A 19495-nucleotide genomic window follows, 5' to 3' on the forward strand; every position below is an offset into this window, starting at 1 on the left:
AGACTTAATCTTAGCAAGACCGGCCAGTTGTTAAGCTTTATTTATCCTAAATCTGAATCCGCTCCCCCACGCGATTGCGTGTTCTCGTCATCGCGAAAATGAGCATCAGAATGACCGTCAGACTGGTCACGTGATTGTTCAGAGCTCGCCTTACCGCAGATGGTCGCCGCTATCGCTAGCCATTCTTTTACCATTTGTCGGCGATTCCCGAGATATCGCTCGTCAAGCACTTTCGCTTCCACCATTCGATCTGCCGCAAATACTCTATAAGCCTGATCGTGTTCGCACCAAGCAGCGAAACTGTGTTCAACCCCTTCGAATCCCAGCATAACCGGCCAGACGATCCGCTCCAGGATGGCTCCATTGTCATCGCGTACAAGAATTCGCATTTTGCGCTGTTCACGGATTGCCAGCCGACATTGTGCGAGATCAAACCTGGAGCTCGAAGCTTGATTGGCTTCCTTGATGTAAACGCTCGTGTTGTCGAGCCCATGTAACAGATGCGGCGGCAGGACTCCTGCTATTTTCGCTATTGCGTTTCGACTTGCGGCTGCTAACACGACATCGGTCTGCTGGCCCACCCATTCAGCCCCGAGCATCAAGGCCTGTAATTCCTCATGGGTGAACACGAGTGGAGGAAGCACGAACCCGGGACGAAGCGCGTAGCCCACCCCGGCTTCGGAAGCGATATCCGCCCCCATGGCTTGCAATGTCACAATATCCCGTCGGATGGTACGCAGGGATACTCCGGCCTCACGTGCGAGTACCGCGCCTGAAACCACGCCGCGATGTCGACGCAAAATCTGAATCAGATCCAGCAAACGTTGGCTACGGGACATCATTACTCCATCGTAACCAATGCCTTGCCGCGCAAGCGTCGCCCGCCTTCAACAGATGCAATCAAGTCGATAGCTTTAGCCAGCGGCACGATGTCGGCAATCTTAAGAGTCAGCGCGTTTGAGGCAACGGCGCTGCCCAGGCTTTCGAGCACATCCGCACGCGGCGTGCCGACGACCGGCTTCAAACGCCGGTCAAACAAAGCGCGAAGAAACCTCATGGGTGTTGGTTCGACGGTCGCGAATGTCCCCTTCTTGCGCAGCATTCGAATGCCAACGGAAGTCGGGATCGTACCCGCGGCATCGAAAACAATATCATAGGCCCCCTGAAGCGTTGCCAAGTCGGTCTTGGCATAGTCGTAGACGTCACTCACTCCGAGCAAGCGGGCCGTGTCGATCGAGTCTGCGCTACAGCTTCCGGAAACGCGAGCGCCGAACATGCGTGCGATTTGGACCGCAGCCTGACCTACCGCGCCAGCACAGCCGTTGATGAATACGTTCTGCCCCGGCCTCACTTTCGCTTTGTCGACCAAGGCATTCCAGGCGACCACGCCCACCGTTGGCAAACATACGGCTTCTTCAAACCTGATGCCTTCGGGAATTCTCGCCAGCGCATTTTCCTTGGCGATAGCGACCTCGCCCAAAGCACCGGCCTCTTTGAACCGAGCCATACCGAACACCGCGTCACCAACCCGAAAACGGCTGACATCGGCCCCAACCGCAGTAACGGTACCCGATAGATCGAGGCCCATCGCCCGCGGAAACGATTTCCCAGTCACGATTTTCATAGCGCCATTGCGAACCTTCCAGTCGATAGGATTAAGGGCCGCAAAATGCACCGCGATCGCGACTTCATCCTTCGCCGGCGCATCCGGGACAAAGGACTCCAGCCGCATGACCTCTGGACCGCCATAGCGATGATACTGGATACGCTTCATATAAGTGACCTCTCAAAGTAGAGGTCAATCTTAGCACCTCATGGTGCCAAAAAATGGCACCATTGATTGCTCACCATTGCGCTGCCGCATGACCAACCGCTCCCTTTGCAAAATAGCCTCTCCGTGGCAAGACCCCTTATCCTCGATCTGGATCAGACCTCCCTCTTTGACTCCTGGCTCAATTTTCCAACTGGACAAACCCCCAAAACTTGGCGAAACTTGGGCCGATGCGCATATTCCTGACCATACTGCTGGCCCTTCTTTGCTCGGCCTGCGAGCAATCTGGCGACAGCCCCGCCCATAGGCCGCTTACCAAAGAATTGATCGTGGTAACGCACAACGGGCCGAATACCTATTATGTGGATGGCGAGAACCAGAACGCGGGGTTTGAATATGATCTGGTGCAGATGTTCATGAAGGATCTGGGGCCGGAGTACAGCGCGAAGTTTCTGGTGGTGGGGAATATTTCGCAGGTGATCCCTACCCTGGTGAAGGGGCAGGCGCACTTTGCGGCGGCGGATTTGAGCATTACCAAGCTGCGCCAGCATCTGGTGAAGTTCAGTGTGCCTTATCAGAACACCCAGCAGAAAGTCATTTATAACGAATCCCAAAGCAAGCCGCCTAAGACGGTGAACGACCTGATAGGCAAGCGGATTGCGGTACCTGCAGGCACGAGCTATGCCGAGCGCCTGCGCGAGATGAAAGAGCGTGCCCCTGCCCTGCAATGGGAGGAGCTGAAGCGAGCCAGTGCGGATGAGCTGATGGAGCAGGTGGCGGATGGCTCGCTGGATTTTACGGTGGCGGATTCGCATCTGGCGAATATGCTCAAGAATTACTACCCCAATCTGGCGGATGGCATGAGCGTGGGCAAGCCGGAACAGGTGGCATGGGCCTTCCCCAAACGCGGGCAGGCCTGGATTTACCAGCGGGCCAATGCCTTTATCGAGAAGATCAAAAAAGACGGACGGCTGCGCAATCTGATTGACCGCTACTACGGGCACAGCGAGCGACTGAACCCCATGGACGTGACGAACTTTCTGGTGCGCACGCGTAATGTGTTGCCGCAATATGTGGGGCTGTTCAAGCAGGCGCAGGAAATCACCGGACTGGATTGGCGGCTGCTGGCAGGGGTGAGCTATCAGGAGTCGCATTGGGATCGATTCAATACCTCACCCACCAATGTGCGCGGCATGATGATGCTGACGGAAGATACCGCGGACCGCCTGGGCGTCACCGACCGGCTGGATGCGCGGCAAAGCATATTGGGTGGCGCACGCTATATTGTGATGCTGAAAGACATGCTGCCTGAGCGCATCCCCGAACCGGACCGCACCTGGCTGGCGCTGGCCGCTTATAACATCGGCTTTGCGCACCTGGAAGACGCGCGGATTTTGACCAAGCGCCTGAAGCTGAACCCGGATAGCTGGGCGGATGTGAAAAAAACCCTGCCCCTGCTTAATCGCGCCGAACATTACTCCACGCTGAAATACGGCTATGCCAGCGGCGGAGCGCCAGTGGTGTTTGTCGAGTCCATCCGCACCTATCACAAGATTCTGGAGCGCTACGAGCCCAAGCATCAGCCCGTGTTGCCGGATTTCAATCTGGTGAATGCGGGCATGACCACAGGAATCGCGCCCTACCAACCCGTACCATAATGTTCGACCAGTCAGACTAACCATGCACGCTCTCTCTTTCATACAGGATCTCGCTGTCATCATGCTGGTGGCGGGGTTTGTAACGGTCGTCTTCCAGCGCATCAAGCAGCCAGTGGTGCTGGGCTACATCCTCGCCGGGCTGATCATCGGGCCGCATACGCCGCCTTTGCCGCTGATTCATAATCAGGAAACGGTAGAAACCCTGGCCGAGCTGGGCATCGTGTTTCTGATGTTTTCACTGGGGCTGGAATTCAACCTGCGCAAGCTGCAAAAGGTCGGCGCCACGGCGTTTGTGGCGGCCATTACCGAGATCGTGGTGATGGTGTGCATAGGCTACGAGATCGGCCAGTATTTTGGCTGGAAAGTCATGGATTCGATCTTTCTGGGCGCCATGCTGGCGATCTCGTCGACCACCATTATCGTCAAGGCTCTGGAAGAGCTGGGCATGAAGCGGGAGCGCTTCGCGCAGCTCATTTTCGGCATTCTAATCGTGGAAGATATTCTCGCCATCGGCATCATCGCCCTGCTCTCCGGCATGGCGGCCACAGGGACCGTCAGCACCGGTGAGGCCGTAGGCACCATAGGCAAGCTGGTGCTGTTTATGGTGGTGTCGCTGGTGGTAGGTATTCTGGTGGTGCCGCGCCTGCTGGATTATGTGGCTTCGTTCAAGCGGCATGAAACCCTGCTGGTGAGCGTATTGGGCCTGCTGTTTGGCTTTTGCCTGCTGGTGATCAAAATGGATTACAGCATTGCGCTGGGCGCCTTCATGATTGGTGCCATCATGGCCGAAGCCAAGCAGATACGCGCTATTGAACGATTGATTGAGCCGGTGCGCGATATGTTCAGCGCCATCTTTTTCGTCACCATCGGCCTGATGCTGGACCCTAACGCCATCGTCGAGTACGCCGTGCCCATCATGGTAATTTCGGCAGCCGTCATCCTCGGCAAAATCATCTCCTGCGGCACCGGCACGCTGCTGGCAGGCAACGATGGCCGTACGTCATTGCGTGTGGGCATGGGGCTGGCGCAGATCGGCGAATTCTCCTTCATCATAGCCACGCTCGGCCTCACGCTGAATGTCACCAGCCATTTTCTGTATCCTATTGCCGTGGCCACCTCGGTAGTCACTACGCTGCTGACGCCCTATCTGATTCGCGCGGCTGACCCGCTTTCCAACCGGCTCACGCAACGTGTACCGGGCAAAATTGCCCGCTTTTTTGACTGGTACCAAGGCTGGCTGCAAGGCGAAGGCAACGCCGAAGACCGGGCATTGCTGGCAGGCCTCTACCGCAAGCTGATATTGCAGATATTCGTGAATGTGTGCCTGGTGGCGGCGCTATTTGTGGCCGCTCGCCATTTGCTGGCGAGCCCGCTCTTGCACCTGCCCGCCTGGGCTGGGGAAATCGATCTGAAGAAATCCCTGATCTGGGGCAGCACCCTGCTGCTTTCAGCGCCTTTCCTGATTGCAGCTTTTCGCAAGCTGCAAGCGTTCAGCCTGCTGCTGGCTGACCATGCCACGCAAACACTGGCCAGTGCGCAGGCAGACAAAGTCCGGCGCGTCATCTCACGCGGCATACCAGCGATTTCGCTGGCTTTTCTGACTATCCTCTTATTGGCGCTGAGCTGGCCGCTGATCCCCAGCCTGAAACTGACATTGGCCGTGGCGGTGATTGTGGGCCTGCTGTTCATTATTCTGCGCCGCTGGTTTGTACGCATGCATTACCTGCTGCAAATCTCACTGCTGGAAACCTTGAACCAGAAGAAAGACGAGCACTAGCAGGCAATAAAAAAACCACCGGGTCCGGTGGTTTTTTATCTGGTCATGCGCGCAATTGTGAGCCCGGCATCAGTTCAGGCTTTTCACGCTCACCATTCCGCTCTCATGCGCCCAGGCGTTCCAGCCCGCCCATGTAGGGGCGCAACACCTCAGGCACCACTACGCTGCCATCGGCTTGCTGATAGTTTTCCAGCACGGCTACCAGGGTGCGGCCCACGGCCAGGCCGGAACCATTCAGGGTATGCACCAGCTCGGGCTTGCCGCCTTCATTGCGGAAACGCGCTTGCAAACGGCGTGCCTGGAAGGCCTCGCAGTTGGATACGGATGAAATCTCGCGGTAGGTATTCTGCGCGGGCAGCCAGACTTCCAGGTCATAGGTCTTGGCAGCGCCAAAGCCCATGTCGCCAGTGCACAACGACACCACGCGATACGGCAGGCCCAGCGCCTGCAGAATATGCTCGGCGTGACCGACCATCTCTTCCAGCGCCTCGTAGCTTTTTTCCGGATGCACGATCTGTACCATTTCCACTTTGTCGAACTGGTGCTGGCGTATCATGCCGCGCGTGTCGCGGCCATAGGAGCCAGCCTCGGAGCGGAAGCATGGCGTATGCGCGGTCAGTTTCACTGGCAGGCTTTCTGCTGCCAGAATCTCGTCGCGCACGGTGTTGGTCAGGGTCACTTCCGAGGTCGGGATCAGGTACAGCGCTTCGCCCTCGCCTTCTTGCCCGCCTTTTTGCGCGGCGAACAAATCAGCCTCGAATTTGGGCAGCTGGCCGGTACCGCGCAGGCTGTCCGCATTCACAATATATGGTGTATAGCACTCGGTGTAGCCGTGGCGCTCGGTTTGCGTATCCAGCATGAACTGGGCAAGCGCGCGATGCAGGCGCGCTATCTGTCCGCGCATGAGCGTGAAGCGCGCACCCGCCAGCTTGGCACCGGTATCAAAATCCAGCCCCAGCGGCGTACCGACATCGGTGTGGTCCTTGATCTCGAAATCAAAATTCCGTGGCGTGCCAACCTTGCGCACTTCCACGTTGTCTTCTTCTGACTTGCCTTGTGGCACGCTGGCGTGCGGCAGATTGGGGATATTGAGCAGGAACTGCTGCAATTCAGCCTGAATCACGCCCAGGCGCTCTTCATCGGCCTTGAGCTGTTCACCCAACCCGGCCACTTCGGCCATGATGCTGCTGACATCTTCGCCCTTGGATTTCGCAATACCGATCTGCTTGGAAGTGGCGTTGCGCTTGGCCTGCAAATCCTGCGTGCGCGTCTGCACCAGCTTGCGATCACTCTCCAGCGCTTCAAATCTGGCGGTATCCAGCGCAAAGCCACGGCTCGCCAGACGGCTCACCACGGTGTCCAGTTCATTGCGTAATTGTTGTATGTCTAACATAAGGCTTCCTGATCGTTATTTCTGCTTGATAGTTTATTTTTTCTTGGGGGCACGCAGGGCTTGCGCATCCAGTTCGCGCAGCCGTGCCAGTTTTTCGGCAATCTTGCCTTCCAGTCCACGCGGCGTGGGCACGTAAAACTGAATGGCTTCAAGATCATCGGGGAAATACTGCTCGCCCGCGGCATAGGCATCCGGCTCGTTGTGCGCGTAGCGGTATTCCTTGCCGTAATCCAGCTCTTTCATCAGCTTGGTCGGCGCGTTGCGCAGGTGCAAGGGCACATTGCGCGATTTGTCCTGTGCGACAAACGCTTTGGCCTGATTATAGGCCATATAGGCGGCATTGCTCTTGGGCGCCACGGCGCAGTAGATCACCGCATTAGACAACGCCAGCTCGCCCTCGGGCGAGCCCAGTCGCTCGTATATCTGGCAGGCTTCCAGCGTCATGGTCTGCGCACGCGGATCGGCAATGCCGATGTCTTCCACAGCCATGCGGATCAGGCGGCGCCCCAGGTAAAGCGGGTCAGCTCCGCCATCAATCATGCGCAGAAACCAGTACAAGGCCGCGTCGGGGTTGGAGCCGCGCACCGATTTGTGCAAGGCGGATATCTGGTCGTAAAACGCTTCGCCGCCCTTATCAAAGCGGCGCAGCTTGCTTGCCATGGTGCTTTGCAAAAACTCGGCGTTGATCTCGGTCAGACCACTGGTCAACGCGGCATTGAACAAGCCTTCAACAAAGTTGAGCAGGCGGCGCGCATCGCCATCAGCATAGGCCAGCACCTGTTCTTTCACCTCGTCGCTCAGCGCCATGTCAGGCGCCATATTGGCACGGGCACGCTCCAGCAGCTCGGCAAGGTCAGCTTCAGACAGCGCTTGCAGCACAAAAACCCGAGCCCGGCTCAGCAAAGCACTGTTGACTTCAAACGACGGGTTTTCGGTGGTGGCGCCGATAAAGGTAATCAGGCCACTTTCCACAAACGGCAAAAATGCGTCCTGCTGGCCTTTGTTGAAGCGATGCACCTCATCGACAAACAGAATGGTGCGGCGGCCGGATTGCTGCAAAGTGTGCTGGGCGCGCTCCACGGCTTCGCGAATGTCCTTGATGCCGGAAAGCACCGCCGACAAGGGGATGAACTCGGCATCAGCGGTATTGGCGATCAGCCGCGCCAGCGTGGTTTTGCCAACGCCGGGCGGGCCCCACAAGATCATCGAAGGCAGCTTGCCGGACTGAAACGCCAGCCGCAGTGGCTTGCCCTCGCCCAGCAGATGCTTCTGGCCAACCACATCATCCAGCGTGGCTGGGCGCAAGCGCTCGGCCAACGGGGCATCGGGGGTATTCGGCTGAAAAAGATCGCTCAAAACAGTGTCCGCAGGGAAAAGGCTATTCGCCTACGACGTCCGCACCGGCAGGCGGCACGAAGCGGAACGCTTGCGCGGCCAGCGTGGGGTTGCGCTCAATCTGGCTGAATTCGATAAGCGTGCGGTGCCCAAAGCTGTCCAGCAACTCCATCTGCGCCAGCTGGTCGCCCTTGAAGCCGATCATGATCTGCTCGAAGCCGCTTTCCTTTTCGCGTGGCGTCGCCTTCACCCATTCCAGCCCGCCCTGGTTACCGCCATCCTGCAGGGCAAAGCTTTTTTCCATTTCCTTGCTGCCGGCCAGCATGGCAGCCGGACTGGAGCCAATGGCTTTGCTCAGCGAGCGCACAGTCACCTGGTTCAGCTCGGGGTCATACAGCCAAACCTTCTGGCCATCACCGACGATCTCTTGCACATAGGGCTTCTGGTAATCCCAGCGAAATTTGCCGGGGCGCTGCAATTGCATATCGCCGGTTACTTCCTGCACCTTGCGGCCTTGTGCATCGGAAACGGTCTGCTTGAATTGCGCCTTGAGTCCGACCGTATTCTGGTAAAAGGCCTTGAGCCGCTCGGGGCCATCGGCCTGTGCCAAAGCGGGGGCCAGCATGCTGGCGCTGGAGAAAGCCAGCAGAATGGTATTCAGAAAAGATCGCATCAGTTACTCGCTATGGCTGTTAGGGGCTAAAACTTCACGGTTACCGTTGCTCTGCATGGCAGAGACCAGGCCCGCACGTTCCATGTCTTCAATCAGGCGGGCAGCGCGGTTGTAGCCTATGCGCAACTGGCGCTGCACCGAGGAAATGGAAGCACGACGCGACTTGAGCACAATCGCCACGGCTTCATCGTACAACGGATCGGCTTCACCACCGCCGCCACCTTCGCCGCCATCCCCCACATCGCCACCTTCTTCGGTGGCACCGGTGAGGATGCCTTCAATATAGTTGGGCTCGCCCAGGGTCTTGATGTGCTCGACCACGCGATGCACTTCCTGATCCGATACAAAGGCGCCATGCACGCGCTGCGGATCGCTGGTGCCGGGTGGCTGGTAGAGCATGTCGCCCTGCCCCAGCAAGGCTTCGGCGCCCATCTGGTCAAGAATGGTACGCGAGTCGATCTTGCTGGATACCTGGAAGGCTACGCGCGTCGGGATATTGGCCTTGATCAGGCCGGTGATCACATCCACCGACGGCCGCTGCGTTGCAACTACCAGGTGAATGCCGCAGGCACGGGCTTTCTGCGCCAGACGGGCAATCGGTTCTTCCACCTTCTTGCCTACGACCATCATCAGATCGGCCAGTTCGTCGATGATGACGACGATGACCGGCAGCTCTTCCAGCGGCTCGGGGCTATCCGGCGTGAGCGTAAATGGATGCGGAATGCTCTTGCCATCCTTGGCGGCGTCGCGGATTTTCTGGTTGTAGCCTGCGAGGTTACGCACGCCCAGCACCGACATCAGCTTGTAGCGACGCTCCATTTCGGCCACGCCCCAGTTCAGCGCATTGCCAGCCTGGCGCATGTCGGTAATCACCGGGGCCAGCAAATGCGGAATACCGTCATACACCGACAGCTCCAGCATCTTGGGGTCAATCAGAATCAGGCGCACCTTGCTGGGCTCTGCCTTGTACAGCAGGCTCAGGATCATGGCATTGATGGCAACAGATTTACCCGAACCGGTCGTACCAGCGACCAGCACATGCGGCATCTTGGCAAGATCAGCCACCACCGGCTTGCCGGAGATATCCTTGCCCATGGCGATGGCCAGCGGCGAATTCATGTCGGCATACACCTGCGAGCCGAGAATCTCGGAGAGGAACACCACCTGACGCTTGGGATTCGGAATCTCCAGGCCCATGTAGGTTTTGCCGGGGATGGTTTCCACCACGCGCACGCTGATCACGGACAAGGCGCGTGCCAGATCCTTGGAGAGATTGGCTACCTGGCTGCCTTTGACGCCAGCAGCAGGCTCGATTTCATAGCGGGTAATCACCGGGCCGGGCAAGGCCGCAATCACCTTGACCTCAATGCCGAAGTCCATCAACTTGCGCTCGATCAGACGTGAGGTGAATTCAAGAGTCTCGGCAGATTGCACTTCCACCACGCCACTGGGTTCATCCAGCAGATGCAGCGGTGGCAAGGGAGAATCCGGCAAGGTTTCAAACAAAGGCGTCTGGCGCTCTTTTTCAATACGGTCGCTCTTGGGAATTTCCAGTGCAGGCGCTTGAATCTGAATAGGTGGCCGGTCTTCGGTGCGCTTGCGCTCGTTATCAACAAATTCGGTACGCAGCTGCTCGGCCACTTTGCCCAGCTTGCGGTCCTGCCTATCCTGCCATTTGTTGCGCACATAGGCATACGCCCACTCCAGGGCACCACCCAGCTTTTCCGTCATCATGATCCACGACCAGCCGGTAAACAGGCTGAAGCCCACCGCCATCATGAGCAGCAACGCCATGGTCGAGCCAGCAAAGCCGAGCATGCCGCGCAACAATCCATCGAAAACGCTACCGAGCATCCCGCCTGGCCCTAAAGGCAATTGCGCGGGCAAAGCCACCAAATGCCCGGACTCCAGGCTGGCAGACGCCACAAGCAACAGGCCAAAGCCAATGAAATTAAGCAATAACAGCGGCTTGCGCGTAGCCGCGACGACTTCCAGACGCAAGTACACCAGCCAGATGGCATAAAAGGCAAACACCGCCAGCCACCACGCCGAGAAACCAAACAGGTAAAGCAGAATATCCGACAGCCAGGCACCCACCGTACCGCCTGCGTTATGGGTCACCGCGGCATCGCTGGCGGTGTGTGACCAGGAAGGATCATCGCGCTGGTATGTCACGAGAATAATGGTGAGGTAGAGACCAACAACCACAAGCCCAAGCCACCAGGCCTCCTTGACGATGCCCGGTGTTTCGGTACGGGGCGTCTCGCGCTTGCTGTTTAAAGGGAGATTTTTTTTCTGGAAGAACAAGATGATCAGGCTATCCGGACAGTGGTTGAGCAACAATAAATCATTAACGGTTATTATATAAATAACCAGCGAATTATATCAGTTATGGCTGGTACTGCTTGTATTCCTCACACGCCGGTTAGCGATACTTATCAGGCAAATTTACAGAATCAATTTGCACTATTAATTTCGAGAACCTACCATACATAAAAATTGTCTGGCATAACGTTAACCACAACAAAAGAAAAGGATGGATACACCTCATGGATATCGGCATCAATGAAAAAGATCGCAAAAAGATTGCTGAAGGCCTCTCCCGTTTTCTGGCAGACACTTACACGCTCTACCTCAAAACCCATTTCTTTCACTGGAACGTCACAGGTCCGCAATTCCGCACCTTGCATTTGATGTTCGAGGAACAATATAACGAACTGTGGCTGGCAGTAGATCTGGTCGCTGAGCGCATTCGCTCGCTGGATGTCTATGCACCTGGCACTTACAAGGACTTCGCCAAGCTGACTTCCATCAAGGAAACCGATGGCGTGCCCAATGCACAGGACATGATCCGCGAACTGGTCGCTGGTCACGAAACCGTAGTCCGCACTGCCCGTTCGATTTTCCCTGTTGTGGAAAAAGCATCGGACGAAGCCAGTGCAGACCTGCTGACCCAGCGCCTGCAATTGCACGAAAAAACCGCATGGATGCTGCGCAGCCTGCTGGAAAAATAAGCTTTACCGCACTATCGACACTATAGAAAAAATCGTACTCAGGAGTCTTAACATCATGGCAACAAAACACGCCCACCTGCTCATTCTGGGCTCTGGCCCTGCGGGCTACTCAGCAGCCGTTTACGCGGCGCGCGCCAACCTGAAGCCCGTGCTCGTCACGGGGATTGCTCAGGGTGGCCAGCTGATGACCACCACCGAGGTGGACAACTGGCCCGCGGATGCAGATGGTGTGCAAGGCCCCGAGCTGATGGCGCGTTTTCAGAAACATGCCGAGCGCTTTAATACAGAAATGATCTTTGATCACATTCACACCGCCAAACTCACCGAAAAGCCTATCCGGCTGATCGGCGATAGCGGCGAGTACACTTGTGATGCACTGATCATTGCTACCGGCGCTTCGGCACAGTATCTGGGCTTGCCCTCTGAGGAAAAGTTCTCTGGCAAGGGCGTGTCTGCCTGCGCCACCTGTGACGGTTTTTTCTATCGCAACCAAGAAGTGGCCGTGATCGGCGGTGGCAATACCGCCGTGGAAGAAGCGCTGTATCTCGCCAATATCGCCAGCAAAGTAACGCTGGTGCATAGACGCGACAAGTTCAAGGCCGAAGCCATTCTGGTGGACAAGGTCATGGAGCGCGTGAAGGAAGGCAAGATCGTGCTGGAACTGCATTCCGTGCTGGAAGAAGTGCTGGGCGATGATAGCGGTGTGACCGGCATGCGCATCAAGAACAATGAAACCGGCGCCACCAAGGATATCCCCTTGCAAGGCGTTTTCATTGCGATTGGTCACAAGCCCAACACCGATATCTTTGCCGGTCAGCTGGAAATGGAAGGCGGTTACATCGTCACCAAGGCTGGTCGCAATGGCAATGCCACCGCGACCAGTGTGCCTGGCGTATTTGCGGCAGGCGATGTGCAGGATCATATTTACCGCCAAGCGGTTACCAGTGCAGGCAGTGGTTGCATGGCCGCCCTGGATGCCGAGCGCTACCTGGATCAACTGAAGTAAGGCATCGCGGCGCAAGCCACCATGCGCGCACGGCAACAGGCTCTGGCCCTGCCGTGCGTTTTTGTTTGTGATATTGCCGCTTGAGCACAAAAGCGGCTATTGTTTAACTGATTCAGTTGCTTACCTGGTAAATTTTCGTGACTGACACACCCGCAGATGACCCATTGGACGACGACGAGCTGCTCTTTCGCGAGGCAGTGAAAGGCGCTCGCCCCCTGCAATCGTCCAAGGTCACCTTTACGCCGCCACGCCCCAAACCCATCCCCAAACAATTCATTCGCGATGAGCGCCAGGCCCTGATCGACTCGCTCAGCGATCATTACATCCCCGCCCACGAACTGGAGAGCGGCGAAGAGCTGCTCTATCTGCGTGAAGGCCAATCCCCCGCCATTCTGAGCAAGCTGCGGCGCGGCCACTGGGTGGTGCAGGCAGGCATAGACCTGCACGGCCTGGTCGTGGATGAAGCCCGGCTTTATGTCGCCGAGTTTCTTGCCGATTGCAAGAAAAAGGGCATACGCTGTGTACGCATCGTCCATGGCAAAGGGCTGGGCTCACGTAACCGCGAACCCATACTCAAGCACAAGCTGCGCAACTGGCTGATGCAGAAGGATGAAGTGCTGGCCTATGCCCAGGCACGTGCCAACGATGGCGGCAGCGGTGCGGTGATCGTGTTGCTCAAGGCTTGAGTGCGGGCCACGTGCCGCTTGCATTCTCCACCCCTCCTTTCCCCAATCCATCATGAAAATTGACCATCTCGACCATCTGGTACTCACCGTCCGCGACATGCAAGCGACCATCGATTTTTATACTCAGGTGCTCGGCATGCAGCTCGTGACATTCGGTCAAGGCAGACAGGCACTGGCATTCGGCGCGCAAAAAATCAATCTGCACCAATACCAGCATGAGTTTGAGCCCAAGGCCGAGCACCCTACCCCAGGCTCCGCTGACCTCTGCTTCATCACATACACCCCACTGCCTGATGTCATGCAGCATGTGCAAGCATGCGGAGCAACGGTGATTGAAGGCCCAGTAGAGCGTACCGGCGCTAGCGGTCGCATCCTGTCGATTTACCTGCGCGACCCGGACGCCAACCTGATCGAAATCGCCAACCAGCTGCCTCTCGCCAGCGCCTGAAGTAGGCCGTCAACCTGCGTCAGCTCACCCTATGCGATGGTACAAAAGCGCAGTAGAGTAGCTAGTCTCATCACACATTTTTCACGTTGTGAAAAAGTATTTTTGGGTTGTAAGCAAACCATAAGGTTGCGTGCTTAGCATGCGCACCATGCCCTCATAAAGAGGTGGCAAAATTTGACCTTTCGAATAGCTGCAGGAAAGTGCCCATGAAACACCGCTACATCGTATTGCTGCTTTGCACGCTGGGCTTGGTATCGCTTGCCCATGCGGATGAAACATCAGAAGTACAACCCTCCGACTTGCAACACCTCAGCCTCTCTCAGGCCGAGCGTCTGTTACAGACCAATAATCGCGAAGTACTGTTTGCCCGTCGCGCACTGGAAGGCTCGCAAGCCGACAAACTCAGTGCCGGTCAGAAACCCAACCCCGTCCTCAGCCTCAGCAGCACCAATTTCAAACTGCATGGCAGCAATGGCAATGGCGGCCTGCAGGATAAAACCCTGGACAGCATTGTGCGGGTTGACCAGTTGATAGAGCGCGGCGGCAAACGGGAACTGCGTACCGCCGTGGCCGAAGATGCCATCAAGGCCTCGCGCTTTGATCTGCAAGACAGCATGCGCCAGCAGACGCTCAATCTGCGCTCCAGTTATTACGATCTCCTCCTGGCACAGCAGGCCGAACGCCTGCAGCAGGAAAATCAGGCCATTTTTGACAAGGTATTGCAGTCCGCCGAGCTGCGTCTCAAGGCAGGCGATATATCGGCCACCGATGTGGCGCGTATCCGCGTTGACGCCCTGCGCGCCAAAAACGATGTACGCCAGGCCCAGGCCGACCGCGAAAAAGCGCAAGCCATCCTGGCGTATATGATCGGGCAGGAAAAAAATGCCACCAGCCTGTATCTGACCGATGAATGGCCTACGCTGGCGAATGCACCGAATACCGGCAATACCGATATGACCTTGCTGGACCAGCGTGCTGACATTCAGGCCGCTGCCGCGCGCACCGCCCAGGCCATGGAAGCACGCAAGCTTGCCGAGTCACTGCAGACACGCGACATTACCGTGGGCGTACAATATGAGCATTACCCGGACGACAGTCGCAATACCGTGGGCGCAGCGGTCAGCATCCCCTTGTTTACCAACTATCAGTACCAGGGCGAAATCGCCAGAGCCGAAGTCAACCTGACAGCTGCCGAAGAAGCCCGGCAACAAACCCAGGCGATTGCCCTGGGTGAAATCTCGCGCGCACGTGCTGATCTCAATGCCGCCATCGATAAAGTACGTCGCTACGATGAACAAATGCTGGCAGAAGCCAAGACAGCGGCTGATGCGGCCGAATTTGCCTATCAGCATGGCGCCATGGGCGTGACCGATCTGCTGGATGCACGCCGTGTATACCGAACCCTGCAACTGGACGCAGCCAATGCGCGCGCCGATTATGCAAAATCCCTGGCCGCCTGGCAGGCAGCCACCCAACCACAGGAAGCTCCGTAACATGAACCGCAGCATTATTTCTCTCAGCCTGATCTGCCTCAGCGTCGCCACCCCTGGATTTGCCGCCGACAAGCCGCGCATTGCCAGTCCGGCTCCCACCTCGCAGGAGGTCGTGTTAAAACCCGGCTCAAGCCAGTTCTCCAGCCTGAAAATGGAAGCGGTTACGGCGATTCCCGCACCTGCCAGCGAGCCATTGAACGGCAAGATTGCATTTGATGAAAACCATACTGTACGCATCAGTTCCCCCGTCACCGGCCGCGTGGTCAGCATCAGCGCGCAGCTGGGTGATACGGTGAAATCTGGCCAGGCACTGGCGGTGCTCGACTCCCCCGATTTGGGCACCGCCCTGGCAGACCACCGTAAGGCGCAAGCCGACCTGCAGCTCAAGAAACAGGCGCTGGAACGCAGCCGCCTCTTGCTGGAAGGCGGCGTCATCGCGCGCAAGGAATTTGAAAACACCCAGGCTGACATGGCTGAATCACAGGCAGAAGCCGCCCGCACCTCCGCCATGCTCAGCAATCTCGGTACCCATGGCAGTGTGAATGGCGAGAGCTTCAGCTTGCGCAGCCCGATCAACGGCATGATTGTGGATCGTCAGATCAACCCTGGCAGCCAGGTACGGCCAGACGCCGCCAACCCGCTGTTCATCATCAGCGATCCCAATTCCCTGTGGGCCTCGATTGATCTGCCGGAGCGTGACTTGTCCAAGGTATCCGTTGGTCAGGCGCTAGCCATTGAGGTGGATGCTTATCCTGGCGAAACCTTCAGCGGTCGCGTGTTGACCATCGGTGGCATGGTGGACCCGGCGACACGGCGCATCCAGGTGCGTTGCAGTGTAGATGGCAAGGGCCGCCTCAAGCCCGAGATGTATGCCCGCATTACCCCGCTGCAAAGCTCTCAGGAGAAAGTCATCCGCCTGCCTAACAGCGCGCTCATTACCGAAGGCCTGTATAGCTATGTGTTTGTGGAGACCTCCCCTGGCCACCTGCAAAAACGCCGCGTGGAGCTTGCAACCCAAGCCCGCGACTTTGCCACCGTCAAAAGCGGCCTGGCACTGGGCGAGCGCGTGGTGACCTCGGGAGCCATTCTGCTCAATTCCGAGCTGGCCGCAGGCAAATAAGGCGATCACACCATGTTGGAAAAACTGATTACCTTCTCCCTCCAGCAGCGCGTCTTCGTGCTGCTGGGCACCCTGGCCGTGATTATTTCTGGCTATTTTGCCGTTCAAAACCTGCCGATTGAGGCCTTCCCCGACGTGGAAGATGTGCACGTAGGCATCGTCACCCAGGCGCCCGGACTGGCCCCGGAAGAAGTTGAGCGCGTGGTCACGCTGCCGATTGAACATGAAATGAGCGGCGTGCCTCACCTGATACAGATGCGTTCGGTGTCCATTACCGGCCTGTCTGTAGTTACCCTGACCTTTTCCGAGCATACCGATGACTATTTCGCCCGTCAGCAAGTGCTGGAGCGCCTGCAGGGCGTTGGCTTGCCTGCGGCTTACCAGCCTACCCTCGCACCACTGACCACCGCGGTGGGCGAAATCTACCGCTATCTGGTGGAAGCGCCCAAGGACATGCCGCAACGGGAAATCCGGGCAATTCAGGATTGGCAGATCATCCCCATGCTGCGCACCGTGCCCGGCGTGGCCGACATCACCAGCTTTGGTGGTGCGGTCAAGGAATACCAGGTCAGGCTTGATCCATATCTGCTGAAGAAATTTGATATCAGCATTGATCAGGTCAACCAGGCTCTGGGCAACAACAGCAGCAACGTCGGCGGTGGCCTCATGCATCGCGGCGACGAAGCGCTGGTAGTGCGCGGCATCGGCCTGTTCAAGAGCATTGATGATATTGGCCAGACCGTGATCACCTCGCGCGATGGCCGGCCGATTGTCGTCAGCGATGTGGGCCAGGCCGTGATTGGCGACAAGACCCGCTCCGGCATTGTGTCCTATAACGATCGCGATGACGTGATCGAAGGCATTGTGCTCATGAACAAGGGCCAGAACCCGGCCAAGGTGATTGAGGCGTTGCGCGAAAAAGCCAAGGAAGTGAATGCCAAGCTGCCACCTGGCGTGCGCATTGCCCCCTTCTATGACCGTACCAGCCTGATCGACCACACCGTGCATACCGTCACAGAAAACCTCATCGTCGGTGCCCTGCTGGTAGTAGCGATCCTCATCGTCTTCCTGCGCAACTGGCGTGCGGCGCTGATTGTGGCCAGCGTGATCCCGCTGTCGCTGCTGTTCGCCTTCATCATCATGGATATTCGCGGCGTATCCGCCAACCTGATTTCGCTGGGCGCGGTGGACTTCGGCATCATCATCGATAGTGCCGTGGTGCTGGTTGAAGCGCTAATGGTGCGGCTGGCGGTAACCGAGCTGGACAAATTCCCGCAGCAGGCCAGTTATGGCTGGCGCATCCATACGCTGAAGCAGACCGCCATTGAGATGGGCCGCCCTATTCTGTTTTCCAAGCTCATCATCATTCTGGCGTTCTTGCCTATATTCACCTTCCAGCGCGTGGAGGGCAAAATCTTCTCACCCATGGCGTTTACCCTGAGTTTTGCCTTGCTGGGCGCCATTTTGCTGACGCTGACACTGGTACCGGCCCTGCTGTCTTACACCATGCGCCGTGAAGACATGGCCGAGAGCCACAGCCCATGGCTGGAAAAGGTGCAGCATGCCTATCGCAACTTCCTGGTACGCATGGGCACTATGCGCAAGCGCGTGGTGATTGTTTCCGTTGCCCTGCTCGCCATCTCGGTGCTGCTGGCACCGCGGCTGGGGTCCGAGTTTCTGCCACGGCTGGATGAAGGCAATATCTGGCTCACCATCAGCCTGCCGCCTTCCACCAGTCTGGAAAAGACCAAGGAGGTGGAACGCCATGTGCGCAAGATATTGCTGGGCTATGAGGAAGTGCATCTGGTAGTGAGCCATGTGGGTCGCCCGGACGATGGCACCGACCCCAAGGGCCCGAACAATATCGAGATCCTGGCTGACCTGAAGCCCAAGGACACCTGGAAGTTTTCAAGCAAGGAAGCTCTGATCAAGGATATGTCGGCCAAGATACATACCATCCCCGGCATTCCCACCAACTTCTCGCAAGTAATTCAGGACAGCGTGGAAGAAGCGCTCTCTGGCGTGAAAGGGGAAATTTCGGTCAAGATTTTCGGGCCCGACCTCGGGATTCTGGAAGCCAAGGCTGACCAGGTGGTAGATGTACTGAATGGCATCAGAGGTGCAACCGATGTGGCTGCCATCCGCATTTCAGGCAACTCGGAGCTGGATATTCAGCTGGACCGCGCCCGCATGGCACGCTATGGCCTGCAAGTGGGCGACGTTAACAGCACCGTGCAAACGGCGCTGGCAGGCAATGCCGCCAATACTTTTTACGATGGCGATCGCCGCTTTGATGTCACCTTGCGTCTGAATGAGGAATATCGCGATGCGGTGGATGATATTGCCGAGTTGCCGATTGCCCTGCCCAACAATGCAGGCAGCATTCCCCTGAGCGAGATTGCCGATATTCAGGTAAAACAAGGCGCATCGCGCGTGGGCCGTGAAGGGGTATCCCGTATTGTGGCGATCAAGGCCAACCTGATTGACCGCGACCAGGGCAGCTTTGTAGAAGAAGCCATGGCCAAGGTGAAAGCGCAAGTGGCATTGCCCCCTGGCTACAACATCACCTGGGGCGGCCAGTTTGAGAACCAGCAACGCGCCATGCAGCGGCTGGAAGTGATTGTGCCTTTATCACTGATGCTGATCTTTGTGCTGCTGTTTACCGCCTTCAAATCGGTACGCAATGCGCTGCTGGTGCTGATGATGATTCCATTCACCCTCATTGGCGGCCTGGGTGGCTTGTGGCTGGCTGGCTTGCATCTGTCGGTATCCGCTGCGGTGGGCTTTATCGCCCTCGCCGGCATCTCGGTGCAAAACGGCGTAATCATGGTGGAGCAGATCAAGCGCATGATACTGGACGGTGTAAGCGTCAAGGACGCCGTGCTGGATGGCGCCGTGGCTCGCTTGCGACCTATCCTGATGACAGCGCTGATGGCAGGCCTGGGCCTGCTACCTGCGGCGCTGTCGCACAGCATAGGCTCCGAAACGCAGCGTCCGTTTGCCGTGGTAATTGTGGGCGGTCTGGTAACAGCCACCTTCTTCACCCTGCTGTTGCTGCCGTTGCTCTTCCCTACGTTCTCGGATGAAGCACGCAGCAAACCCTGGCGCAAGGAGCAATAAG

General features: G+C 57.3%; 15 protein-coding genes. 9 read left to right on the plus strand and 6 right to left on the minus strand.

The window, feature by feature from the left end:
• Positions 1 to 41: 41 nt before the first annotated feature.
• Both ACWWD9_RS07960 and ACWWD9_RS07965 read right to left on the minus strand, forming a co-directional pair.
• Complete coding sequence (locus ACWWD9_RS07960) at positions 42 to 842, minus strand: helix-turn-helix transcriptional regulator (protein ID WP_455866691.1); 801 nt, start codon at positions 840 to 842, stop codon at positions 42 to 44.
• Entirely contained in the window at positions 842 to 1774 is a 933-nt protein-coding gene (locus ACWWD9_RS07965; RefSeq protein WP_455866692.1) for an NAD(P)-dependent alcohol dehydrogenase, read from the minus strand. Before ACWWD9_RS07965 ends, ACWWD9_RS07960 begins: the two co-directional genes overlap by 1 nt.
• A 227-nt stretch (positions 1775 to 2001) precedes the next feature.
• Here ACWWD9_RS07965 and mltF point away from each other — a divergent pair, with 227 nt between their 5' ends.
• Complete coding sequence (gene mltF, locus ACWWD9_RS07970) at positions 2002 to 3429, plus strand: membrane-bound lytic murein transglycosylase MltF (RefSeq protein WP_455866693.1); 1428 nt, start codon at positions 2002 to 2004, stop codon at positions 3427 to 3429.
• 22 nt (positions 3430 to 3451) lie between these two features.
• Positions 3452 to 5206: a cation:proton antiporter gene (locus ACWWD9_RS07975; RefSeq protein ID WP_015829942.1), complete on the plus strand. Its 1755-nt coding sequence runs from the start codon at positions 3452 to 3454 to the stop codon at positions 5204 to 5206.
• 103 nt (positions 5207 to 5309) lie between these two features.
• Here ACWWD9_RS07975 and serS read toward each other — a convergent pair whose 3' ends face one another.
• From serS to ACWWD9_RS07995, 4 genes are read right to left on the minus strand one after another with little or no spacing between them, the layout of a single operon-like run.
• A complete protein-coding gene (gene serS, locus ACWWD9_RS07980) occupies positions 5310 to 6599 on the minus strand; it encodes a serine--tRNA ligase (protein ID WP_455866694.1) in 1290 nt (429 codons plus the stop codon).
• A 33-nt stretch (positions 6600 to 6632) separates the two neighbouring features.
• Positions 6633 to 7955 (minus strand): replication-associated recombination protein A, encoded by a 1323-nt coding sequence (locus ACWWD9_RS07985; RefSeq protein ID WP_013442048.1) that lies wholly within the window; start codon positions 7953 to 7955, stop codon positions 6633 to 6635.
• Between the two features lie 22 nt (positions 7956 to 7977).
• On the minus strand, positions 7978 to 8607 hold the full coding sequence (lolA, locus tag ACWWD9_RS07990) for an outer membrane lipoprotein chaperone LolA (protein ID WP_455866695.1): 630 nt from the start codon (positions 8605 to 8607) through the stop codon (positions 7978 to 7980).
• 3 nt (positions 8608 to 8610) lie between these two features.
• Positions 8611 to 10914: a DNA translocase FtsK gene (locus ACWWD9_RS07995; RefSeq protein ID WP_425325804.1), complete on the minus strand. Its 2304-nt coding sequence runs from the start codon at positions 10912 to 10914 to the stop codon at positions 8611 to 8613.
• Between the two features lie 242 nt (positions 10915 to 11156).
• Between ACWWD9_RS07995 and ACWWD9_RS08000 the strand changes: the two genes are divergently transcribed.
• From ACWWD9_RS08000 to ACWWD9_RS08030, 7 genes are all read left to right on the plus strand, one after another.
• On the plus strand, positions 11157 to 11621 hold the full coding sequence (locus ACWWD9_RS08000) for a Dps family protein (RefSeq protein ID WP_013442045.1): 465 nt from the start codon (positions 11157 to 11159) through the stop codon (positions 11619 to 11621).
• 55 nt (positions 11622 to 11676) lie between these two features.
• A complete protein-coding gene (trxB, locus tag ACWWD9_RS08005; RefSeq protein WP_013442044.1) occupies positions 11677 to 12627 on the plus strand; it encodes a thioredoxin-disulfide reductase in 951 nt (316 codons plus the stop codon).
• 164 nt (positions 12628 to 12791) lie between these two features.
• On the plus strand, positions 12792 to 13313 hold the full coding sequence (locus ACWWD9_RS08010) for a Smr/MutS family protein (protein ID WP_015829935.1): 522 nt from the start codon (positions 12792 to 12794) through the stop codon (positions 13311 to 13313).
• A gap of 52 nt (positions 13314 to 13365) precedes the next feature.
• Complete coding sequence (locus ACWWD9_RS08015; protein WP_455866696.1) at positions 13366 to 13761, plus strand: VOC family protein; 396 nt, start codon at positions 13366 to 13368, stop codon at positions 13759 to 13761.
• Between the two features lie 206 nt (positions 13762 to 13967).
• Positions 13968 to 15254, plus strand: a complete 1287-nt coding sequence (locus ACWWD9_RS08020) for a TolC family protein (RefSeq protein WP_455866697.1) — start codon at positions 13968 to 13970, stop codon at positions 15252 to 15254.
• Position 15255: 1 nt separating this feature from the next.
• The gene (locus ACWWD9_RS08025) at positions 15256 to 16374 is read left to right on the plus strand and encodes an efflux RND transporter periplasmic adaptor subunit (RefSeq protein ID WP_455866698.1); all 1119 of its coding nucleotides are present in this window, start codon (positions 15256 to 15258) and stop codon (positions 16372 to 16374) included.
• Between the two features lie 12 nt (positions 16375 to 16386).
• On the plus strand, positions 16387 to 19494 hold the full coding sequence (locus tag ACWWD9_RS08030; RefSeq protein ID WP_455866699.1) for an efflux RND transporter permease subunit: 3108 nt from the start codon (positions 16387 to 16389) through the stop codon (positions 19492 to 19494).
• The last annotated feature ends 1 nt before the right edge of the window (position 19495 follow it).

The sequence above is a fragment of the Methylovorus sp. SPW-M1 genome (assembly GCF_053848825.1).

Excerpts from the sequence above, each read along its gene's own strand:
- ACWWD9_RS07960 (WP_455866691.1), bottom strand. The coding sequence starts at position 842 with ATGATGTCCCGTAGCCAACGTTTGCTGGATCTGATTCAGATTTTGCGT.
- ACWWD9_RS07965 (WP_455866692.1), bottom strand. The coding sequence starts at position 1,774 with ATGAAGCGTATCCAGTATCATCGCTATGGCGGTCCAGAGGTCATGCGG.
- mltF (WP_455866693.1), top strand. The coding sequence starts at position 2,002 with ATGCGCATATTCCTGACCATACTGCTGGCCCTTCTTTGCTCGGCCTGC.
- ACWWD9_RS07975 (WP_015829942.1), top strand. The coding sequence starts at position 3,452 with ATGCACGCTCTCTCTTTCATACAGGATCTCGCTGTCATCATGCTGGTG.
- serS (WP_455866694.1), bottom strand. The coding sequence starts at position 6,599 with ATGTTAGACATACAACAATTACGCAATGAACTGGACACCGTGGTGAGC.
- lolA (WP_455866695.1), bottom strand. The coding sequence starts at position 8,607 with ATGCGATCTTTTCTGAATACCATTCTGCTGGCTTTCTCCAGCGCCAGC.
- ACWWD9_RS08000 (WP_013442045.1), top strand. The coding sequence starts at position 11,157 with ATGGATATCGGCATCAATGAAAAAGATCGCAAAAAGATTGCTGAAGGC.
- trxB (WP_013442044.1), top strand. The coding sequence starts at position 11,677 with ATGGCAACAAAACACGCCCACCTGCTCATTCTGGGCTCTGGCCCTGCG.
- ACWWD9_RS08015 (WP_455866696.1), top strand. The coding sequence starts at position 13,366 with ATGAAAATTGACCATCTCGACCATCTGGTACTCACCGTCCGCGACATG.
- ACWWD9_RS08020 (WP_455866697.1), top strand. The coding sequence starts at position 13,968 with ATGAAACACCGCTACATCGTATTGCTGCTTTGCACGCTGGGCTTGGTA.
- ACWWD9_RS08025 (WP_455866698.1), top strand. The coding sequence starts at position 15,256 with ATGAACCGCAGCATTATTTCTCTCAGCCTGATCTGCCTCAGCGTCGCC.
- ACWWD9_RS08030 (WP_455866699.1), top strand. The coding sequence starts at position 16,387 with ATGTTGGAAAAACTGATTACCTTCTCCCTCCAGCAGCGCGTCTTCGTG.